Source organism: Achromobacter aloeverae, assembly GCF_004121055.1.
GTDB lineage: Bacteria > Pseudomonadota > Gammaproteobacteria > Burkholderiales > Burkholderiaceae_B > Bordetella_C > Bordetella_C aloeverae.
The window spans coordinates 327,695-344,026 of the sequence record NZ_PYAL01000003.1 but is presented as its reverse complement, the minus strand read 5'-3'; the positions used below and the strand labels follow the sequence as shown (position 1 = coordinate 344,026).

The 16,332-nt window shown below is 68.1% G+C and carries 14 protein-coding genes; 6 read left to right on the top strand and 8 right to left on the bottom strand.

Features of this window, described 5'->3' with window-relative positions; all coding sequences use genetic code 11:
• Position 1: 1 nt before the first annotated feature.
• Positions 2 to 1,207 (bottom strand): mandelate racemase/muconate lactonizing enzyme family protein, encoded by a 1,206-nt coding sequence (locus tag C7R54_RS12595; RefSeq protein ID WP_129150777.1) that lies wholly within the window; start codon positions 1,205 to 1,207, stop codon positions 2 to 4.
• Here C7R54_RS12595 and C7R54_RS12590 point away from each other — a divergent pair.
• Complete coding sequence (locus C7R54_RS12590) at positions 1,181 to 2,554, top strand: citrate synthase family protein (protein WP_129150776.1); 1,374 nt, start codon at positions 1,181 to 1,183, stop codon at positions 2,552 to 2,554. The genes C7R54_RS12595 and C7R54_RS12590 overlap by 27 nt on opposite strands.
• Here the strand turns inward: C7R54_RS12590 and C7R54_RS12585 are convergent.
• On the bottom strand, positions 2,520 to 4,091 hold the full coding sequence (locus C7R54_RS12585) for an amidase (RefSeq protein WP_158021197.1): 1,572 nt from the start codon (positions 4,089 to 4,091) through the stop codon (positions 2,520 to 2,522). The genes C7R54_RS12590 and C7R54_RS12585 overlap by 35 nt on opposite strands.
• A gap of 196 nt (positions 4,092 to 4,287) precedes the next feature.
• Here C7R54_RS12585 and C7R54_RS12580 point away from each other — a divergent pair, with 196 nt between their 5' ends.
• Together C7R54_RS12580 and hprK are read left to right on the top strand one after the other, a co-directional pair.
• Positions 4,288 to 4,743, top strand: a complete 456-nt coding sequence (locus tag C7R54_RS12580; RefSeq protein ID WP_129150774.1) for a PTS sugar transporter subunit IIA — start codon at positions 4,288 to 4,290, stop codon at positions 4,741 to 4,743.
• Positions 4,744 to 4,759: 16 nt separating this feature from the next.
• A complete protein-coding gene (gene hprK, locus C7R54_RS12575; protein WP_129150773.1) occupies positions 4,760 to 5,686 on the top strand; it encodes an HPr(Ser) kinase/phosphatase in 927 nt (308 codons plus the stop codon).
• A gap of 138 nt (positions 5,687 to 5,824) precedes the next feature.
• On the opposite strand, the gene C7R54_RS12570 is transcribed toward hprK, so the two are convergent.
• Together C7R54_RS12570 and C7R54_RS12565 are read right to left on the bottom strand one after the other, a co-directional pair.
• The gene (locus tag C7R54_RS12570; protein WP_129150772.1) at positions 5,825 to 7,135 is read right to left on the bottom strand and encodes a c-type cytochrome; all 1,311 of its coding nucleotides are present in this window, start codon (positions 7,133 to 7,135) and stop codon (positions 5,825 to 5,827) included.
• A complete protein-coding gene (locus C7R54_RS12565; RefSeq protein WP_240039523.1) occupies positions 7,132 to 7,791 on the bottom strand; it encodes a c-type cytochrome in 660 nt (219 codons plus the stop codon). The genes C7R54_RS12570 and C7R54_RS12565 overlap by 4 nt, the downstream gene beginning before the upstream one ends.
• A gap of 457 nt (positions 7,792 to 8,248) precedes the next feature.
• Between C7R54_RS12565 and rapZ the strand changes: the two genes are divergently transcribed.
• Positions 8,249 to 9,121, top strand: a complete 873-nt coding sequence (gene rapZ, locus C7R54_RS12560; protein ID WP_129150771.1) for an RNase adapter RapZ — start codon at positions 8,249 to 8,251, stop codon at positions 9,119 to 9,121.
• Between the two features lie 110 nt (positions 9,122 to 9,231).
• A complete protein-coding gene (locus C7R54_RS12555) occupies positions 9,232 to 10,227 on the top strand; it encodes a septal ring lytic transglycosylase RlpA family protein (protein WP_240039522.1) in 996 nt (331 codons plus the stop codon).
• Positions 10,228 to 10,400: 173 nt separating this feature from the next.
• Here C7R54_RS12555 and C7R54_RS12550 read toward each other — a convergent pair whose 3' ends face one another.
• Both C7R54_RS12550 and rsmI read right to left on the bottom strand, forming a co-directional pair.
• Positions 10,401 to 10,985: a methylated-DNA--[protein]-cysteine S-methyltransferase gene (locus tag C7R54_RS12550; protein WP_129150769.1), complete on the bottom strand. Its 585-nt coding sequence runs from the start codon at positions 10,983 to 10,985 to the stop codon at positions 10,401 to 10,403.
• Positions 10,986 to 11,090: 105 nt separating this feature from the next.
• The gene (rsmI, locus tag C7R54_RS12545) at positions 11,091 to 12,035 is read right to left on the bottom strand and encodes a 16S rRNA (cytidine(1402)-2'-O)-methyltransferase (RefSeq protein ID WP_129150768.1); all 945 of its coding nucleotides are present in this window, start codon (positions 12,033 to 12,035) and stop codon (positions 11,091 to 11,093) included.
• Positions 12,036 to 12,102: 67 nt separating this feature from the next.
• Here rsmI and C7R54_RS12540 point away from each other — a divergent pair, with 67 nt between their 5' ends.
• A complete protein-coding gene (locus C7R54_RS12540; protein WP_129150767.1) occupies positions 12,103 to 12,717 on the top strand; it encodes a YraN family protein in 615 nt (204 codons plus the stop codon).
• Positions 12,718 to 12,828: 111 nt separating this feature from the next.
• On the opposite strand, the gene C7R54_RS12535 is transcribed toward C7R54_RS12540, so the two are convergent.
• Both C7R54_RS12535 and C7R54_RS12530 read right to left on the bottom strand, forming a co-directional pair.
• A complete protein-coding gene (locus C7R54_RS12535) occupies positions 12,829 to 14,934 on the bottom strand; it encodes a site-2 protease family protein (RefSeq protein ID WP_129150766.1) in 2,106 nt (701 codons plus the stop codon).
• Between the two features lie 21 nt (positions 14,935 to 14,955).
• Complete coding sequence (locus tag C7R54_RS12530; RefSeq protein WP_129150765.1) at positions 14,956 to 16,329, bottom strand: efflux RND transporter periplasmic adaptor subunit; 1,374 nt, start codon at positions 16,327 to 16,329, stop codon at positions 14,956 to 14,958.
• Between the last annotated feature and the right edge of the window lie 3 nt (positions 16,330 to 16,332).

Below are 16,332 nucleotides of genomic sequence, written 5' to 3'. Positions count from 1 at the left end.
GTCAGGCGAAACTGGGATCCGCCATGGACAATGCCACCGGCACCGCTGGGTAAGCCGCGGCGACACGGTGATCGATCCGCAACCCCAGGCCCGGCGCGCTTCCCGCGGAGAACTGTCCGTCCTTGAACGCCGGCGCCTCGCCCACCACGCACGTATCGAACAGGGGTGATTCCGCGAACTGCTGCTCCACGGGCTGCCGCAGACCCATCCCCGCGCAAAGATGTACGGTGTGCGCGTGCGCGACGGGGCCGGAGGGATTGTGCGGCGATACCGTCACGTCGTAGCGCGATGCGCCCTCGACGATGCGCGCGAAATCGGCATAGCCGCCGCAATACTTGATGTCGGGCATGATGACGTCATAGAGGCCGCCTTCCAGGAAGGGCAGCGCGCCGGACCATCCGATGATGTTCTCGGCGCCGGCCAGCAGCATGCCGCTACGATGGGCGCGGTCGCGCAGACGCGTGATCGCCGGATGCCACTCGGTGGATTCGGGCACCGGACACTCCAGCCAATGCAGGCGCAGGCCTGCCACGGCATCGCAAAAACGGTGCGCCGCGGCTTCGTCCAGCCGCCAATGGCAGTCGACCATCAACGCCGCGTCGGGGCCGATGGCCTGGCGTATCGCGTCCAGCCGTTCCACGACCCGCTCCATCTCCCGTCCGGCGTCGGCGGTATGCGCCGTGGCCGGCGTTATCGTGTCGAAAGGCATCACCTTGACGGCGGGGAAGCCCGCCCGCACGGCTGCCGCGCACGCATCTGCGTAGCCTTCGGGAGTACGTTGCTTCACGCTGCGATTGACGGTGGCGTAGGCGTCGAGCAAGCGATGTGGCCCCGATCCCCACAGGGCGCTGATGGGAATGCCGGCATCTTGACCGGCCAGGTCGATGCAGGCCTGGTCCAGCGCACTCAACAAGGCATTGCCGACCTTGCCCGATGGGAACCCGGGATAGGCATGGCGCAACGAGGCGAGTTCCGCCAGCTTGCGTCCCTTGATGCTGGGCATCAGTTGAGACAGCAAGGTGGCGATCATCGCTTCGTGGGCGCGCAGCGTCACCTCGCCGGTGCCGACACGGCCGTCGTCCAGTATCAGCTCGACGAACAGCCAGTTCGAACGCGGCGCCACCGCCATGCCGGTCAGCGCCACGTCGATCACGCTGGCGTCATCGTTGAAGAGCAGGGCTTGCTGGATTTTTTCGTGGATGTTCATCAGAATCGCTTTATCGCGGCGTACGCCGGCCTAGGAAATGAGGTGCGGGAACAGTCTTCGATGTTATCGACGGCCTTCCGCTGGCGATACGTAGATTCGGCAAATCAACGCGCGAAAAACCACGCAATGACCAAAAAAGAAGAGAGCGTCATGATCAGTTCAAGGGAGGCTTCCGAACTGCTTGGCGTATCGCTGCGCACGCTTTATTCGTATATCAGCCGGGGGAAACTGGGCCGCACGATCGATGACGTGTCGGGCGGCAGCCTGTTCAACCGCGCCGAGGTACAGGACTACGTGCGGCGCCGCGATCGCGGTCGCAATCCCAAGACCGCGGCACGGGCGTCACTGAATTTCGGCTTGCCGGTGCTGGACAGCGCCGTTTGCGCCATCAAGGGGGGGCGTCCCTGGTTTCGTGGCATCGACGCCATCGCCTATAGCGAAACGGCAACGCTGGAGGACACGGCGGCCTTGCTATGGGATAAAGGGACATCAGCGGGAATTTTTGATCAACAGGACCGCGCGAGCGATGATTGCCCGGGTGACGAGGAAGGCGGCGGGTTGAAAATCAGTCCGTTGGAACGCGGCCCTTTCCTTAACCGCTTCAGCGCCTGGCTGCTGCTGCAGGACGGCAAGAATACGGACCTGGACTTCCGCTCGCACGCGGCCCTCACCGCTGTCGCCAGCCGCATCGTTTATGCCGCGGTATCGATCGCAGCGGGATCGACGCGCTGGAGAAAGCCGGTGCATGAGGTGCTGGGTGATGCGTGGGGCCTGCCCCTGCCGCGCCATGACGTGCTGCGCCGCATCCTCGTCCTGCATGCGGACCACGAGCTTAATCCTTCCAGCTTCGTCGTGCGATGCACGGCGTCGACGCTGGCCAGCCCCTATGCGGCGACCTTGGCCGGCTGCTGCGCGGCGCGCGGCGTCAAGCATGCGGATTTTACGCAAGCGTATACGCTGATCGCGCGTATTGTCGATGGCGAGGACGCCATGCGGCTGGTCTCCGTTCACGAGCCGGGAAGCGAAACGCTCCCGGGCTTCAACCACCCGCTATATCCAAAGGGCGATCCACGTGCCGGCGCGATTCTTCATTCGCTACGCGCGCACGCGGCGCCCGGCAGCATGCAGCGCATCGATGCCTTCCTGGATGCCGCGCGGACGCAATGCGGCGTGCTGCCGAAGAACGACTTCGCGGTGGCCGCCGCCGCGCACGTGCTGGGCTTGCCCGCCGACGCCTGCGCCGCGCTTTTCATCATCTCCAGGACCGTAGGCTGGAACGCCCATGCGTTGGAGCAATATCACAGCCCCTACGTCATTCGGCCGCGTGCCCAATATGTGCCTGAATGATGCGCGGCGCCTGCCTGCCCTTGAGCGCGCCTTCGACGCCCAACGCAAGTTCCAGCAACTGCTGGTCCATGCCCGGCTTGCCCAGCATGTCCAGCCCCACCGGCAAGCCCTGCGGCGCCTGCGGGGTAGGAGCGGTGAAGCCCGCGGGGAGGTCGATGGCGGGAAAGCCCAGCGCCGATGCGAAAACGCCATTGCGCTCCGCGCGCGGTTTGTCATCCAGCGCGACGGGGGGACGCTTCTGGGATGGATAGATCATGGCATCCAGGCGCAGGTCGCTCATCATGCCCATGATCTTGTCGTGCATGTACGCACGATAGGCCAATGCCGCCTTGTACGCCGGCATGTCCAGCGGAGCCTTCCAGGTGACGGCATTATGGAGGAATTTCTCCATCGTCACCTTGGGATAACGCCCCGCGTCGTAGTATTCGCGCACGGTGGCCAGGTGTATCGATGCCGGCAGCGTGGCGAGATAGGCTTCGAACAAGGGCCTGAACTCATAGTTGCTGACGTTCAGCTTCCGTGTCGTGACGTCGGAGTCGAACTCGGCATCGTCGATTTCCACGATTGTCGCGCCCGCCTGCTTGATGCGGGCGATGGCGGATGCCATCACGTCGTTCACGGGCGCGTGCTCGGGATCCTTGCCGAACAGCGTGCGCATGACACCGAAGGTCTTCCCCGCCAGCGGAGCGGCCCGCGCGTTCGCGCTGGAAATCGACGGCGCCATGCCCTCGTAGGCAGTGGTCTCCGGATCGCGCGTGTCGCGACCCGCGATAACGTCCAGGATGCGGACGGTGTCGGCCACGCTTTTACATAGCGGGCCCACCACATCCATGGTGGACGATTGCGGCATGACGCCGGCACGGCTGACGGCGCCATGCGACGTGCGCACGGCGACCACGCCCGCGGAGCTGGCTGCGTTGCGCAAGGAGTTGACGGTCTCGGTTCCCAGCGCGCAGACAGCCATGCCCGTCGATACCGCCACCGCGGAGCCTCCGCTGGAACCCGCCGCGTAGCGGGTACGATCGTAGGGATTCAAGGTCTGGCCCAGGATGGAGCTGATGGTGCTGCCAGCGACCGCGAGTTCATCGAGATTGGTCTTGCCGACGATCAAGGCCCCAGCGGCGCGCAGCCGGCTGGCCGCGGTCGAATCGCGCGCAGGGTAATAGTCGCGCAACAGCACGGAACCGCCGGTCGTGGGCATGCCCGCCACTTCGATATTGTCCTTGAGGGCGACGGGAATGCACTGCAAGGGTAGCGAGCCGCCCGCGCGTCGCCGGTCGTCCAGGGCGGCCGCCTCCTCCGCCAACCGCGGATTGACCGTGATGAATGCCTTCAGTTGCGGATCCAATTGGTGAATGCGGCTCAGGGCGGCCTGGGCAATCCCGGCACAACTCAGCCGCCCTGAAGCCTGGGCATCGAGCAGGCCGGACACGGAAGCCGAGGCCAGGTCGACCGTCCGGGCCGGCGCGGCCACCGCCCCGATGGCTAGCGCTGCGGCATTCGCCGCCAATATTCCACGGATAATGCGTACTGTCACTGGAAACTCCCCTTTCGGGCCGCGGCTGGACGCACGGCCATCGGGTTCCCATGATCCTGGGGCATCCAGTGGGCGTCCAGGTTGATTCGCCGAAGCAACGTCCACTTCGCCACAATGGGCGGGCGGCGGGGGCCGGGCGTCGGTAGGCCGCCCACGTATCTTTTTGCGGCGCCGCAATCGCCCTATAATCAGCCAAATGAACCATTTGTCCCGTATTCTGCCCCCGGGCAATGTCGTGCTGGACCTACTGGCCACCAGCAAGAAGCGCGCATTCGAACAAGCGGGCCTGCTATTCGAAAACAATAACGGCCTGGCGCGTTCCACTGTCTTCGATAGTCTGTTCGCACGCGAACGCCTCGGCTCGACCGGCCTGGGCCAGGGTGTCGCCGTGCCGCATGGGCGCGTCAAGAACCTCGACCGCGCGGTCGCCGCATTCATCCGCCTGGCGCAACCCGTGGCCTTCGACTCGCCGGACGCCCAGCCGGTGACGCTGCTGCTGGTGCTGCTGGTGCCCGAGGCGGCGACGCAACAACACCTGGACATACTCGCGGAACTGGCGCATTTGATGTCCAATAAGCCGCTGCGCGAAGCGCTCCACACCGAAACCGATCCGGCTGCAGTGCACCGCATGCTGACGACGGGCAAACTCTGACCCCTTCGATACCGCCATGCTTACCGTCCAGGAACTGGTCGACGACAACGCCGACAAAATCCCCTTCAACTGGATCGCGGGACAGGGCGCCGCCGAGCGCGTGATACCCGATGACGGCATGGCGGCCGCCGACCTGGTCGGCCACCTCAACCTCATCCACCCCTCGCGCATACAGGTGTTCGGCCAGGAAGAACTGGCCTATTACTCCCGCTTCGACCTGCGCCGCCGCATGCACCACATGGATGAGCTGCTGATCGGCGGCGTGCCGGCCATTCTGCTGGCGGACGGCCTGGCGCCGCCGCAAGACCTGATCGACCAGTGCGAGCAGCACCAGGTGCCCTTGCTGGGCACGCCGGTGGCCGCCGCGCAGTTGATCGACCTGCTGCGTATCTACCTGGGCAAGAAGCTCGCACCGACCACGACTGTGCACGGCGTGTTCCTCGACGTACTGGGCCTGGGCGTGCTGATCACGGGCGAGTCGGGCCTGGGCAAGAGCGAACTGGCGCTGGAACTGATTTCACGCGGCCACGGCCTGGTGGCCGACGACGCGGTGGAGCTGTCACGCACCGCGCCCAACATGATCGAAGGCCACTGTCCGTCCTTGCTACAGAACCTGCTGGAAGTGCGCGGCCTGGGCCTGCTGGACATCCGCACCATCTTCGGCGAGACCTCGGTCCGCCGCAAAATGCGCCTGAAGCTGATCGTGCACCTGGTGCGCGCCACGGCGCAGGACAAGTTCGAACGGCTGCCGCTGCAGGACATCACCCAGGACATGCTGGGACTGCCCATCCGCAAGGTCATGCTGCAAGTGGCGGCGGGACGCAACCTGGCGGTGTTGGTGGAAGCGGCCGTGCGCAACACCATACTCAAGCTGCGCGGCATCGATACGCTGGGCGAGTTCATGGAACGCCAGGCAATGGCGATCCTGCAAAGCAGCAAATAAGGCCCACGTAGCAGGTGCCCGTAGCAGGTACCGGTAGCAGGTACCGGTAGCAGGTACCGGTAGCAGGTACCCGTGGCAGGTACCCGTGGCAGGTACCCCATGGAACGCTGCATGAAGCCCACGGGCAACCGCGGGCGCCTAGCGGGCGCGCTTGACCTGCAAGGCCGTCACCCCGCCGGCCTGGTTGCCCCATTGGTTGCGGATGTAGCTGACCACCGCCGCGACATCGTCATCGTTGAGCACCTGGCCGAAAGGCGGCATGCCATGCGGCTGCGGATTCGCCGCCGTGGCAGGCGCGAACCCGCCATCCAGCACCACGCGTATCGCGTTTTGCGGCGACGGCGCGGTAACGCTGATGTTGCCCGCCAGCGCGGGCCAGGCCGGCGGCCGGCCTTCGCCCTGGCTCTGGTGGCACGCCACGCAATATGTTCCATATAGCTTCTCCCCCCGTTGCAGGACGGCCTTGCCCGGCGGGGAAATCGTGCCGGCGACGGACGCGGCGGGCAGGGACTTCAGGTAATTGGCCATGGCCAGCGCGTCCGTCGGGCTCAGGTACTGCGTGCCGCCCGTGACGACTTCAGCCATGGGCCCGCTGGCGCTGCCATGCACGGACACGCCGTCGCGCAACAGGGCTGCGATATCGGCGGCCGTCCATTGCGCCAGCCCCGGCGCCGAGCCGTCCGGGGCGGGACCGGCGTGCAAGGACGGCCCATACCAACCCAGCCCCAGGATTTCGCCGCCAGGCAGGCCGGCGCCCGAGGTCGCGCCCCAGCCATTGCGCGACGCATGGCAGGCCACGCAATGGCCCAGCCCCTCGACCAGGTAACGGCCGCGCGCGATGCCGGCATCCGTGGCTGCCGGCGCGCCGCCAGCCGGCTCCGTGGCCGACCGGAAATACAGCGCACGCCAGAACGCCAGCAGGTAGCGCTGGTCATAGGGGAAGTCGAGCTCGTGCGGGCGGCTTTCCTGGCGCACAGCGGGCAGGCTGCGCAAATAGGCGTACAGCGCATCGGCATCGGCGCGCGTGACGCGGGTGTACTCCGTATAAGGGAAGGCGGGATAAAGCAACTGGCCGTCGGGCCCCTTGCCATGATGCAAGGCGCGCCAGAAATCATCGGCGGTCCAGGCTCCGATGCCGGTTTGCGTATCCGGCGTGATGTTGGGGCCGTACAAAGTGCCGAACGGTGTCGGGATCGCCGCGCCGCCGGCGTAGGGCGCCCCGCCGCGCACGGTATGGCAGGCCGCGCAGTCGCCCACGCGGGCCAGGTAGGCGCCATAGGCCACCCGCTGGGCCGGGTCGGCGATCGGCGCAGCGACTGCCCGCGCCGGCGCCTCGCCGCCGGCCTCTCGCGTTCCCAGCCAATACAACATGCCCACGGCCGCAACCAGCAGGAGCAGCAGGATCGTCAAGCCGCGAGCGGCCATGCGTCGCCAAGTTCTCCGGCTCATCGTGCGTCCTCCTGGCTGCCGCATTGGACGGGCAAGGTCACGCTGCCGGCCGGCGCCGGAACGTAGCCCCCGCCGTCGCCACCGCCAGGCGCGCCAGGCGGCGGACTTCCCTGCGGGACAGGTTGCGCTGACAACCATGCGGCCACCGCCGCGATATCGGCGGGTTCCAGCCGCCGCGCGACATCGGCCATGCAGTCCGGGGCGGCGGCGCGGCGCAAGCCGCTTTGCCAGCTGCCGACCTGCGCCCCGATGTAATCGCGCGGCAAGCCCAGCAGGCCGGGGATGGCCGGCAGCACGCCGCTCAACGCGGCGCCGTGGCAGGCGCTGCACGCCGGCAGGCCGCGTGCCTTGTCGCCCTGGCGCACCAGTTGGCTGCCGCGCGCCATCTGCGCGGCGTCGGCCGTGGTCGGGGCGGGCGCGGGATAAGGGGGATGCTGGCCCGAAAACCAGGCGGCGATGTCTCGCAGGTAGGCGTCCGGCAGGTCCCGCAGCAGGTGCGCCATGGGCCGGTACTGGCGCCGGCCGTCGCGGAAGTTCTGCAACTGGTGGTACAGATAGTCCTGCGGCTTGCCGGCCAGGCGCGGGTAGTAGCCGTCGGCGCCCGCGCGCCCCTGCTCCCCGTGGCAGGCCGTACAGGCCGCCAGGCGCGCCTGCATGGTGCCCGGTTCCAGCGAGGCGCCTCCTTGCACTGTCCCGGCGGTGGCAACACCGGTCTGCGTGGGAATCCCGGTCTGCGCCAGGCAGGGCGCGGCGCCGGCAAGGGCGATCGCGGCAACGATCGAACAAAGGCTGGCTGGACCCCGCGCCGGCAACGCGCGCGCGGTGACGCCGCGCCAAGGGGAAGCAAGACGGCGCAAGCGCGCCATGCATGGTGTGAAGCAATTGGACGACACGGTCACGCACCTGTTCGTTATAGGAAAAAGCAGTGCGATGCAACAACCCGGTGGTCCGCCTCGACGGCCCACCCCAGGCGAGACCATAGCAGATGCACGACATTGACGCAGGAAGAGGGGCCCAGGCGACGCAAGGGGCCGCAAGACACCGCACTTCCCGGACATCTCATAAGACCAGCCATAATTTCCCGGGCGGTTTCATGCAACAATCGTACGCACTATGTTGAGAGTCGTTCTAATCACCGGTATTTCCGGATCCGGCAAATCGGTCGCCCTGCGCCTGCTGGAGGACTCCGGATACACTTGCGTCGACAACCTGCCCGTGCGTTTCCTGGCGGACTTCATCGCCAGTGCGCGCGCGGACCGCATGGAGCGCGTGGCCATCGCCATCGATGTGCGCTCGCCCGGCGAATTGGCGGAACTACCGGCCGCCATCAACACGCTGCGCAATGTGGGGACCAGCCTGCGGGTGGTGTTCCTCGACGCCAATACGGACACGCTGGTGCAGCGCTATTCGGAATCGCGCCGCCGCCATCCGCTGACCGAGCGCCTGCAACGCAATGGCAAGACGCCGTCCCTGCTGGACTGCATCGAGCTCGAACGCGAATTGCTGGCGCCCTTGCGCGACCAGGAACATGTCATCGATACGTCGTCGTTGACGCCAGGCCAGTTGCGGGCCTGGATCCGCGACCTGGTGCAGGCGGACCGGCAGGCCATCCTGCTGACGTTCGAATCATTCGCCTTCAAGCGCGGCGTGCCGCGCGACGCCGACCTGGTCTTCGACGTGCGCTGCTTGCCCAATCCCTATTACGACCCCGCGCTGCGCCCCTTGACCGGACGCGACGCGCCGGTGGCGGCCTACCTGGCCAGTTTCGAGGCCGTCGGCCAGATGATCGACGACATCAGCGGCTTCATCGAAAAATGGCTGCCGCGCTATGCGCAGGATACGCGCAGCTATCTAACCGTTGCCATCGGTTGCACCGGCGGACAGCACCGTTCGGTTTATATTGTCGAGCAGCTGAAGGAACGTTTCAGCAATTACTCCCCTCTACTTGTGAGACACCGCACACAACTCCCCGAAGAACACGCATGATTTTTCGCTTTCCGCGCCTTGGTTCCGCCACCGTCCCTGTCCGGGACAAGATCCATCCCGACCTGGCGCGGCCAGCGAGGACGCCGCGACGCCTCGCCGCGCTGCTTGGCATGGTGCTGGTGGCGCTGGTGGTCGCGGGATGTTCCAGCACGGGACACAAGCGGGGCGGCGGTTATTACAAGGATGATGGCCCGGGCGACCAAATTCCGGCCAACCTCGACGCCATTCCCGACGCCGTGCCGCGCGTCGAACCCTACGCCAGCGGCGCCAACCGCCCCTACGTGGTATTCGGCAAGCGCTATGTGCCGGACACCACGGACCAGCCGTTCAGGCAACGCGGCATCGCGTCCTGGTACGGCAAGAAATTCCACGGCAACTCGACGTCCATCGGCGAACCCTACGACATGTACGCCATGACGGCCGCGCACCCCACGCTGCCCATCCCCAGCTACGCGCGCGTGACCAGCGCCCTCAACGGCCGCAGCGTCATCGTGCGGGTCAACGATCGCGGCCCCTTCCACGACAACCGCATCATGGATTTGTCCTATGTGGCGGCCTACAAGCTGGGCATCATCGGACCGGGCAGCGGCGAGGTGACGGTGGAACGCATCCTGCCGGAGGAAGCGCGACGCCTGGCCGCCGCAGCGGCGGCACGCGGCACGGCTTCGGCCGCCAGCGCGCCAGCGGTGTCCGCGGAAGGCGACACGCCGGTGCTGGAGCCGTCGGCCGCCATTCCGGTGCCCTTGGCGCCCACGGGGCCGGTCGGCGGCACGGCAACGGGCGGCATGACAAGCGGCACCACGGCCGGCGTCCCGGGGCCGGCGACCATCACGCCCGCGCCCGCTCTCACGCGCGGCGCGACGACGATGGCGGGCAACGTATTCCTGCAGCTGGGCGCGTTCAGCCAGGCCGGCAATGCGCAATCGCTGGCATCGCGCGTCAATGGACCGCTGGCGGCGGCCGGCTTGCCGCAGGCCCAGGTGGCGCAGACGGGCAATCTTTATCGCGTCCATGTGGGCCCGTACAGCGACCGCAACGCCGCCGAGGCCGCGCTGCCCTCGGTGGCCGATCGCACGGGCATCCAGCCCAGCATCATCACGCGTTGAAGCGTCTCGGCCGGCGCGAAGTGCGCGGCGTGCAACGGAGAATATGGCTTGCCGAGGTGGGCTGTGGCCACGCCACTACCAGGCAGGACCAAGCCACGACTGGGCCACGACTGGGGCACTACTTGGCCACTACTGGGCCGCCACCAAGCCGCTACCGGACCGCTACCGGGCCGCTACCAGGCCAGGGTGCCTTGCGCCGGATCGGTGTTCTGGCGCCGCGTGCGTGGCGTCAGTTGGCCGTAGGTATGGCCTTCGTGCGACAGCAGCGTGCGCTTGCGGGCCAGGCCGCCGCCGAAACCGGTCAGGGAAGTGTCGCTGCCGACGATGCGGTGGCAGGGAATGATGACCGAGATGGGATTGCGCCCCACCGCCTGCGCCACCGCCCGCACGGCCGCCGGACGGCCGATGCGGCGCGCCAGGTCGCCATAGCTTTCCAGCGTGCCGAAAGGCAGTTCGCACAAGGCCTGCCAGACGGCCTGCTGGAACGACGTCCCGCGCGGCGCCAGCGCCAGGTCGAAATCGCGCCGGCGGCCCGCGAACCAGTCGGTCAGCTGCATGGCAGCGGCCTGCAGGAAGGGATGGTCGGGCGCCCGCACTTCCGTCTCCGGGTGATAGGCCGGCCCATAACCCGCGGCGACCGTGTCGTCGGGGTTCATGAACCATGCCCCAACGAGCTGGGAATCACGGGCGACCAGGCGCATCGGTCCCACCAGCGTGGGGACGATGGCGTAGATGTCGGTATCGATGGCTGAAGACATGCTTGCTTCCCTGGAAGCACGGACGGTGCAGGCGCGGCGGTTAGCGGCAACAGCGGCCAGTAACTGTCAATAACGGTCAATAACGGCCAGCAGCGGCCGCCGACGTCAGACCGTCTGCTCTTCCCGCTGTTTGCGACCCAGCGCGCGGTTGTACAGGACATCCCGCGGCAGGCCCGTGATGCGCGCCGCGACGCGAGCGGCGTCGCGCACCGACAGGGCATCGAGCAGCGCGTCGAGCAAGGCATCCGTGGCGGCGTCGGACTCGTCGGTGTCCGCGTCGACACCGGTCGAATGCAGGATCAACACGAACTCGCCCTGGGTGCGATGCGGCTGCGCCGCCATCCAGTCCGCCGCGTCGCGCAAGGGCATGGATGCGATTTCTTCGAAACGCTTGGTCAATTCGCGCGCCACGGTGACTTCGCGGGCAGGACCGCAAACCGCCAGCATGTCCTGCAGCGTGGCGACCACGCGGTGCGGCGACTCGAACAGCAGGACCGGCGCGGGCAGGGCCGACCACCGCTCCAGCCAGCGCACGCGCGCCATTGCCTTGGTCGGCGGGAAGCCGGCGAAGGCATAGGCCGGGTTTTCATCGGTGGTCACGCCGCTGCCCATGAGCGCCGTAATGACGGCGCTGGGACCGGGCACCGGAACCACGGCAAAGCCCGCGGCGCGGGCGGCGCGCACGATGCGCGCTCCGGGATCGCTGACCGCCGGCGCGCCGGCATCGGAGATCAGGGCCACGCGCTGCCCCTGTTCCAGACGGGCGACGATGGCGGCGGCGGCTTCGGCCTCGTTGTGGCGATGCGCCGCCATCATGGGGGTGGCGATGCCCCAGGCGTCCAGCAGGACGCGGCTTTCGCGGGTGTCTTCGGCGGCGATCACGTCGGCGCGCGCCAGGGCCTGCCAGGCGCGCAGGCTCAGGTCGCCCAGGTTGCCGATGGGCGTGGCGACGACGTACAAGGTGGATGCCGGCCACTGCTGGCCGGCGACTCGATCGGCGATACGCGCCCAGGCTTCCTGGCCCGGCACGTTTGCGGGGGATGCGTTCATGGTGGGGAACTTGTCTCCAGGATTTCGCCACAGTTTAGTCCTTCCGGAACGACCGATCATCTTCCCTATGAGCAATGGCCAAAAAACACCGCCGGCACCGGTGCCGAGACCGGCATCGGCGCGCAAGCGGGCCGCAGGGCCCGCAGCGGTGCCGCAGCCGGCGCCGGCGTCGGATATCGCATTCGAACTGGCGCACGCGGCCCAGCGGAAGGCTTGCCGCCTGCGCCGCCAGCGCCAACGGCGGCGGGAACGGCAGGCGGCGCTGGGTGGCCAGGCGGCTGATCAGGACCGCGGCCCCGGACGGCGATCGCCCAGCCAGCGTCACGGCGACCGTTATGAAGACCGGGCACTGGCGTTCCTGACGAAGGCGGGGCTGCGGCCGCTCGCGCGCAACCTGCGCTGCGGCGTCGGCGAAATCGACCTGGCCATGGCCGATGGCGACACGCTGGTGCTGGTCGAGGTACGGGCCCGTACGCACTCGGGCTATGGCGGCGCCGCCGCCAGCGTCGACCGCCCCAAGCGCGAGCGCCTGCGCCGGGCCGCCGCCCAGCTGCTGCCGGTGCTGGCGCGACAACACTGGAACGGCGCCCTGCCGCCGGTTCGCTTCGATGTGGTGGCCTACGGACCTGCCGGCGAAACCTGGCTGCGCGGCGCCTTCAGCGTAGAGGACTGGGGCCTCTGACAGTACCGGAGAAAGTACTGGAGAGACTGGCTGCACGGCACCTTCGCCGTGGAGGGCTGGCGTAGCGTGGCGCTGGGCCCTGGGCGTTTGGCGCCCGGACCCAGCAAGGACTCAGAACCCCGTTTCCCGGCGCAACACCGCCACCGCGTTGCGGACATAGCGCCAGCCGGGCACCGTCCAGCCGCCGAAGATGACCGCCTTGCCGCGCCAGGCGTGCTGCGGGGTGGCGGCATCGGTGGACAGGACCTTGAGGGTGACCCGGTACACGGGCCGCTCAGGATAGAACTGGCCGTTCTTTTCGCGAGCCACGACCGTGCCGCCAAACAGATTGGACAATTCCGGCTCAGGCAGGGTCCGGCTGGTGTCGCGGTCGATACGGTCGACGGCGAAGCGGACCGTGGGGCCTTCGGGCGCATCCGCGTAGAAGTTGCCCGTGTCTCCCACGGCGACAAGCCCCACCTCCTCCTCGTCCAGATAAGCCACCACGATCTGCTCCCGATCGGAAACCAGGCGCGCCAGCGGTTCCTGCTTGGCCAGCCAGACGCCGGGACGCAACTCGGGGTTCAGGTCCCTCAACACGCCGGCGAACGGCGCCACGGGCGCATAACGAACGGCGTCGGCCGCCACGGCGGCGCCCTCGGCCTGGGCGGCGCTCAGCTGTTCCCGCGCCATGGGCAGCTGCGCGCGCTGTTCGTCGTCGAAGGGCGCCGCGGCGGTCTGCCGCCGCAGGCTGTCGATACGGGCCTGCGCGGCATGCCCGCGGGCCGCGAGGTCGGGCGAGGACAATTGCAGCAGGACGGCGCCGGCATCCACGCGCTCGCCTTCGGCGACGGGCATGGCCACCACCTGCGCATGCGGGGGCGCATAGATGACCCATTGCTCGGCGGGACGCAGCAGCGCGCTGACGGCGACATGCGCGGGCCACGGCAAGCATGTCGCCAGCACGAGCGCGCAGGCGATGAGCGCGCTGCGGCGGGTCCTGGCGCGGCGCCGGATAGCCGGCCAGAGCCGGCGCCAGGCTTGCAGCTCGCGATAGATCGGCAGCAGCAGGAACCAGCCGATTTCCACCGCGAACAGCAGGATGCCGACCGCCTTGATGAAGAAGGCATACACCAGCGCCGCAATGCCCAGGAACACCACCAGGCGGTACGTCCAGGTCGCATAGGCAAACAGGACCAGCCCGATACGCCGATGGCGGGGGAAGTGCTCCGGGGGCGGTTCGCCCAGCCCGAACAGCCGTTCACGCAGGTCCCAGCGCGCCAGGGCGAATGCGCGGGCATGCAGGTTGGGCATCCGCAGCCAATCCGACAGCAGGAAGTAGCCGTCGAACCGCATGAAGGGACTCATGTTGATGGCGACGGTGGCGACCCACGTGGTGGTCGCCAGCAGGAAGGCCAGCGACCGGGCCGTGCCGCCAGGCAGGACGGCCCACGCGAAAGTCGCCCATGCGGCCACGGCCAGCTCGGTCAGCACGCCGGCGCCCACGACCGCCAGGCGCTCGCGCCGCCGGGTCAGCCGCCAGACGTCGTTGGTATCGGTGTAGGCGACCGGCCACATGACCAGGAAGGCCACGCCCATGGCCGGCACCTTGCACCCCAGGCGCTTCGCGGTGACGGCATGCCCCAGTTCATGCAAGGTCTTGACCGCCACCAGCGTGACGGCGTAACTGGCGAAGCCCGACCAGGAAATGGTGTCCACCAGGGTTGCCGCGAAGCGGTCCCATTGGCGATAGACCTCCACCGCGCCCCAGCCGAGCGCGCCCAGGGTCAGGAACAGGAACGACCGGGAATAAAGGAAAGCCAGCCGCGGCGCCCAACGGGCCAGCCAGGCGTCCGGCTTGACCAGCGGGATGCGGAAGAAAAGATAGTTGTGCAGCAGCCACCTCATCGCGCCGCCCCGCTGCGCCTGCCGGCGCCGGGCGTAGTCCGCGGCGGCGCCCTGTTGCGCGCGCACCAGCTGGTTGTCGCGCAGGAAACCGGCCACGTCCGCGATATCGTCGGCTTCCATCCGCAGCGTCGTTTCATTGCAGACGGCGGCGGCGATGGCGGCCGCGTCGCCCAGATGCCAGCGGCTGAGGATCTCGAAGGTGGGCCAGTCGATCTGGAAGAATTTGTTGCGCACCGGGTCATGCAGGGTGTGGCTGGGCTGGCCGTCGGCCAGCACCGGGCCAGGCAGCAAGGCGAGCTCCTCGCGCAGGGTCGGCAGGACGGTCTTCATCGGCGACGGTTCCGGTCGACCTTAAAGCCCCAGATGCTGGCGTAGGGTCGCGAGCGGCCTGCGCAGCATCCAGTAGATCAAGGGCACGCGGTCCCCGGCGAGCTTGGCCGTACCCTTCAGGCCCACGCGCTGGTCGGTCCGGCCTTCCAGCCGGGCGCGGACGCGGTAGGCGTAGCTGCCGTCGGGACGCGGCACGGCGTCGTGGGCAACATAGCGCACGCGGGCCGGCACCGCCGATAGTGGCGCCGCGGCCAGGTAGAGGTCGACTTGCGCGCCCGCCTCCAGGGGAATCGCGTCGCCGATGGGCAGCCAGGCTTCCACCTCGACATCGTCGGGCGCGGCGATGCGCATTATGCCTTCGCCCGTCTGCACGGGCTTGCCTATCCATTCGCTCGGGTCGTCGAAAAGCGCGATGCCGCCACGCGGCGCGGTGACGCGGGAACGCTCGAACTGGCCGCGCGCATAGACCGCTTCCGCCTGCTTTTCCTCGATCCGGCCGCTGAGGACAGTCAGTTGCGCCTTGGACTTCGGATCGGTCAGGGCTTGCTGCGCATACTGGCGGTATTCGGCCTGCGCCGTCGCCAGCGCCTGGTTGGCGACTTCCAGCCGCGTGGCGATGGGCGCCTGGTCGAAGCTGAACAGCAATTGGCCCGCCTTGACGACCTCGTTGGGCTGGACCTGGAACTGCGCCACGACGCCATCCACCGGCGCGCGGATGACGGCGGGATTCGCGGGCACCAGCTCACCGGGCGCCAGCACCGACAGGCGCACGGGGCAAAAAAGCAGCGCAAGCACCAGCACCGCCGCCCAGGTGCGGCGTTGGCGCCACCATGGTTTGCCGGCCCTGCGCGCCACGACGCTGCCCGCGGCCTGACGCAGGCGCCGCCAGGACCATCCGGCCTTGCCGCCGAGATGAGACCAGGCGTAGCTCCATGCGGCGATCCACTCCGCCAGCAAGGCGATGCCGTCCTGCGACCAGGCGCGATCCGCCGCGAGCAGGACGCCGCCTTCCCGCTCCCCGGCTTGCGCGCCGAAGGGCAGCCAGAGGCCGTGGGGCGGCAGCCATTCAGCCCATTCCGCGGTCAGCGCCGTGGGCAGGTCCGCGGCGAGGACGGCCGCCGGGGCAGGCCGGGTCTCGTGCAGGACACGGCATACCTTCGTCAACCATTGCGCATAGGGCGCATTGGCCTCCGGTTCGATGACGCCCGACAGGGCTTGCAAGCCCTGGTCAGCCAGCCACAATGCGCCTTGCCTGTACGGCGCGAGCGCAAGGCTGTCATTGACCACCATGAAGGCCAGCTCCGCCGCGCTGCCGGCGTCGCGCGCGCGGCGCGACAAGTCCAGCAGCACCAGCAATGGATGCGTTGCCGCGGCGTCGTGCGTGCGGTCGGTCATGCC

Bases quoted from the DNA above. Each gene is read 5' to 3' on its own strand.
- rapZ (WP_129150771.1), top strand. From the start codon at position 8,249: ATGTTGAGAGTCGTTCTAATCACCGGTATTTCCGGATCCGGCAAATCG.
- C7R54_RS12565 (WP_240039523.1), bottom strand. From the start codon at position 7,791: ATGCAGGCGCGCCTGGCGGCCTGTACGGCCTGCCACGGGGAGCAGGGG.
- rsmI (WP_129150768.1), bottom strand. From the start codon at position 12,035: ATGAACGCATCCCCCGCAAACGTGCCGGGCCAGGAAGCCTGGGCGCGT.
- C7R54_RS12595 (WP_129150777.1), bottom strand. From the start codon at position 1,207: ATGAACATCCACGAAAAAATCCAGCAAGCCCTGCTCTTCAACGATGAC.
- C7R54_RS12555 (WP_240039522.1), top strand. From the start codon at position 9,232: ATGGTGCTGGTGGCGCTGGTGGTCGCGGGATGTTCCAGCACGGGACAC.
- C7R54_RS12580 (WP_129150774.1), top strand. From the start codon at position 4,288: ATGAACCATTTGTCCCGTATTCTGCCCCCGGGCAATGTCGTGCTGGAC.
- C7R54_RS12535 (WP_129150766.1), bottom strand. From the start codon at position 14,934: ATGAAGACCGTCCTGCCGACCCTGCGCGAGGAGCTCGCCTTGCTGCCT.
- C7R54_RS12530 (WP_129150765.1), bottom strand. From the start codon at position 16,329: ATGACCGACCGCACGCACGACGCCGCGGCAACGCATCCATTGCTGGTG.
- hprK (WP_129150773.1), top strand. From the start codon at position 4,760: ATGCTTACCGTCCAGGAACTGGTCGACGACAACGCCGACAAAATCCCC.
- C7R54_RS12570 (WP_129150772.1), bottom strand. From the start codon at position 7,135: ATGAGCCGGAGAACTTGGCGACGCATGGCCGCTCGCGGCTTGACGATC.
- C7R54_RS12550 (WP_129150769.1), bottom strand. From the start codon at position 10,985: ATGTCTTCAGCCATCGATACCGACATCTACGCCATCGTCCCCACGCTG.
- C7R54_RS12540 (WP_129150767.1), top strand. From the start codon at position 12,103: ATGAGCAATGGCCAAAAAACACCGCCGGCACCGGTGCCGAGACCGGCA.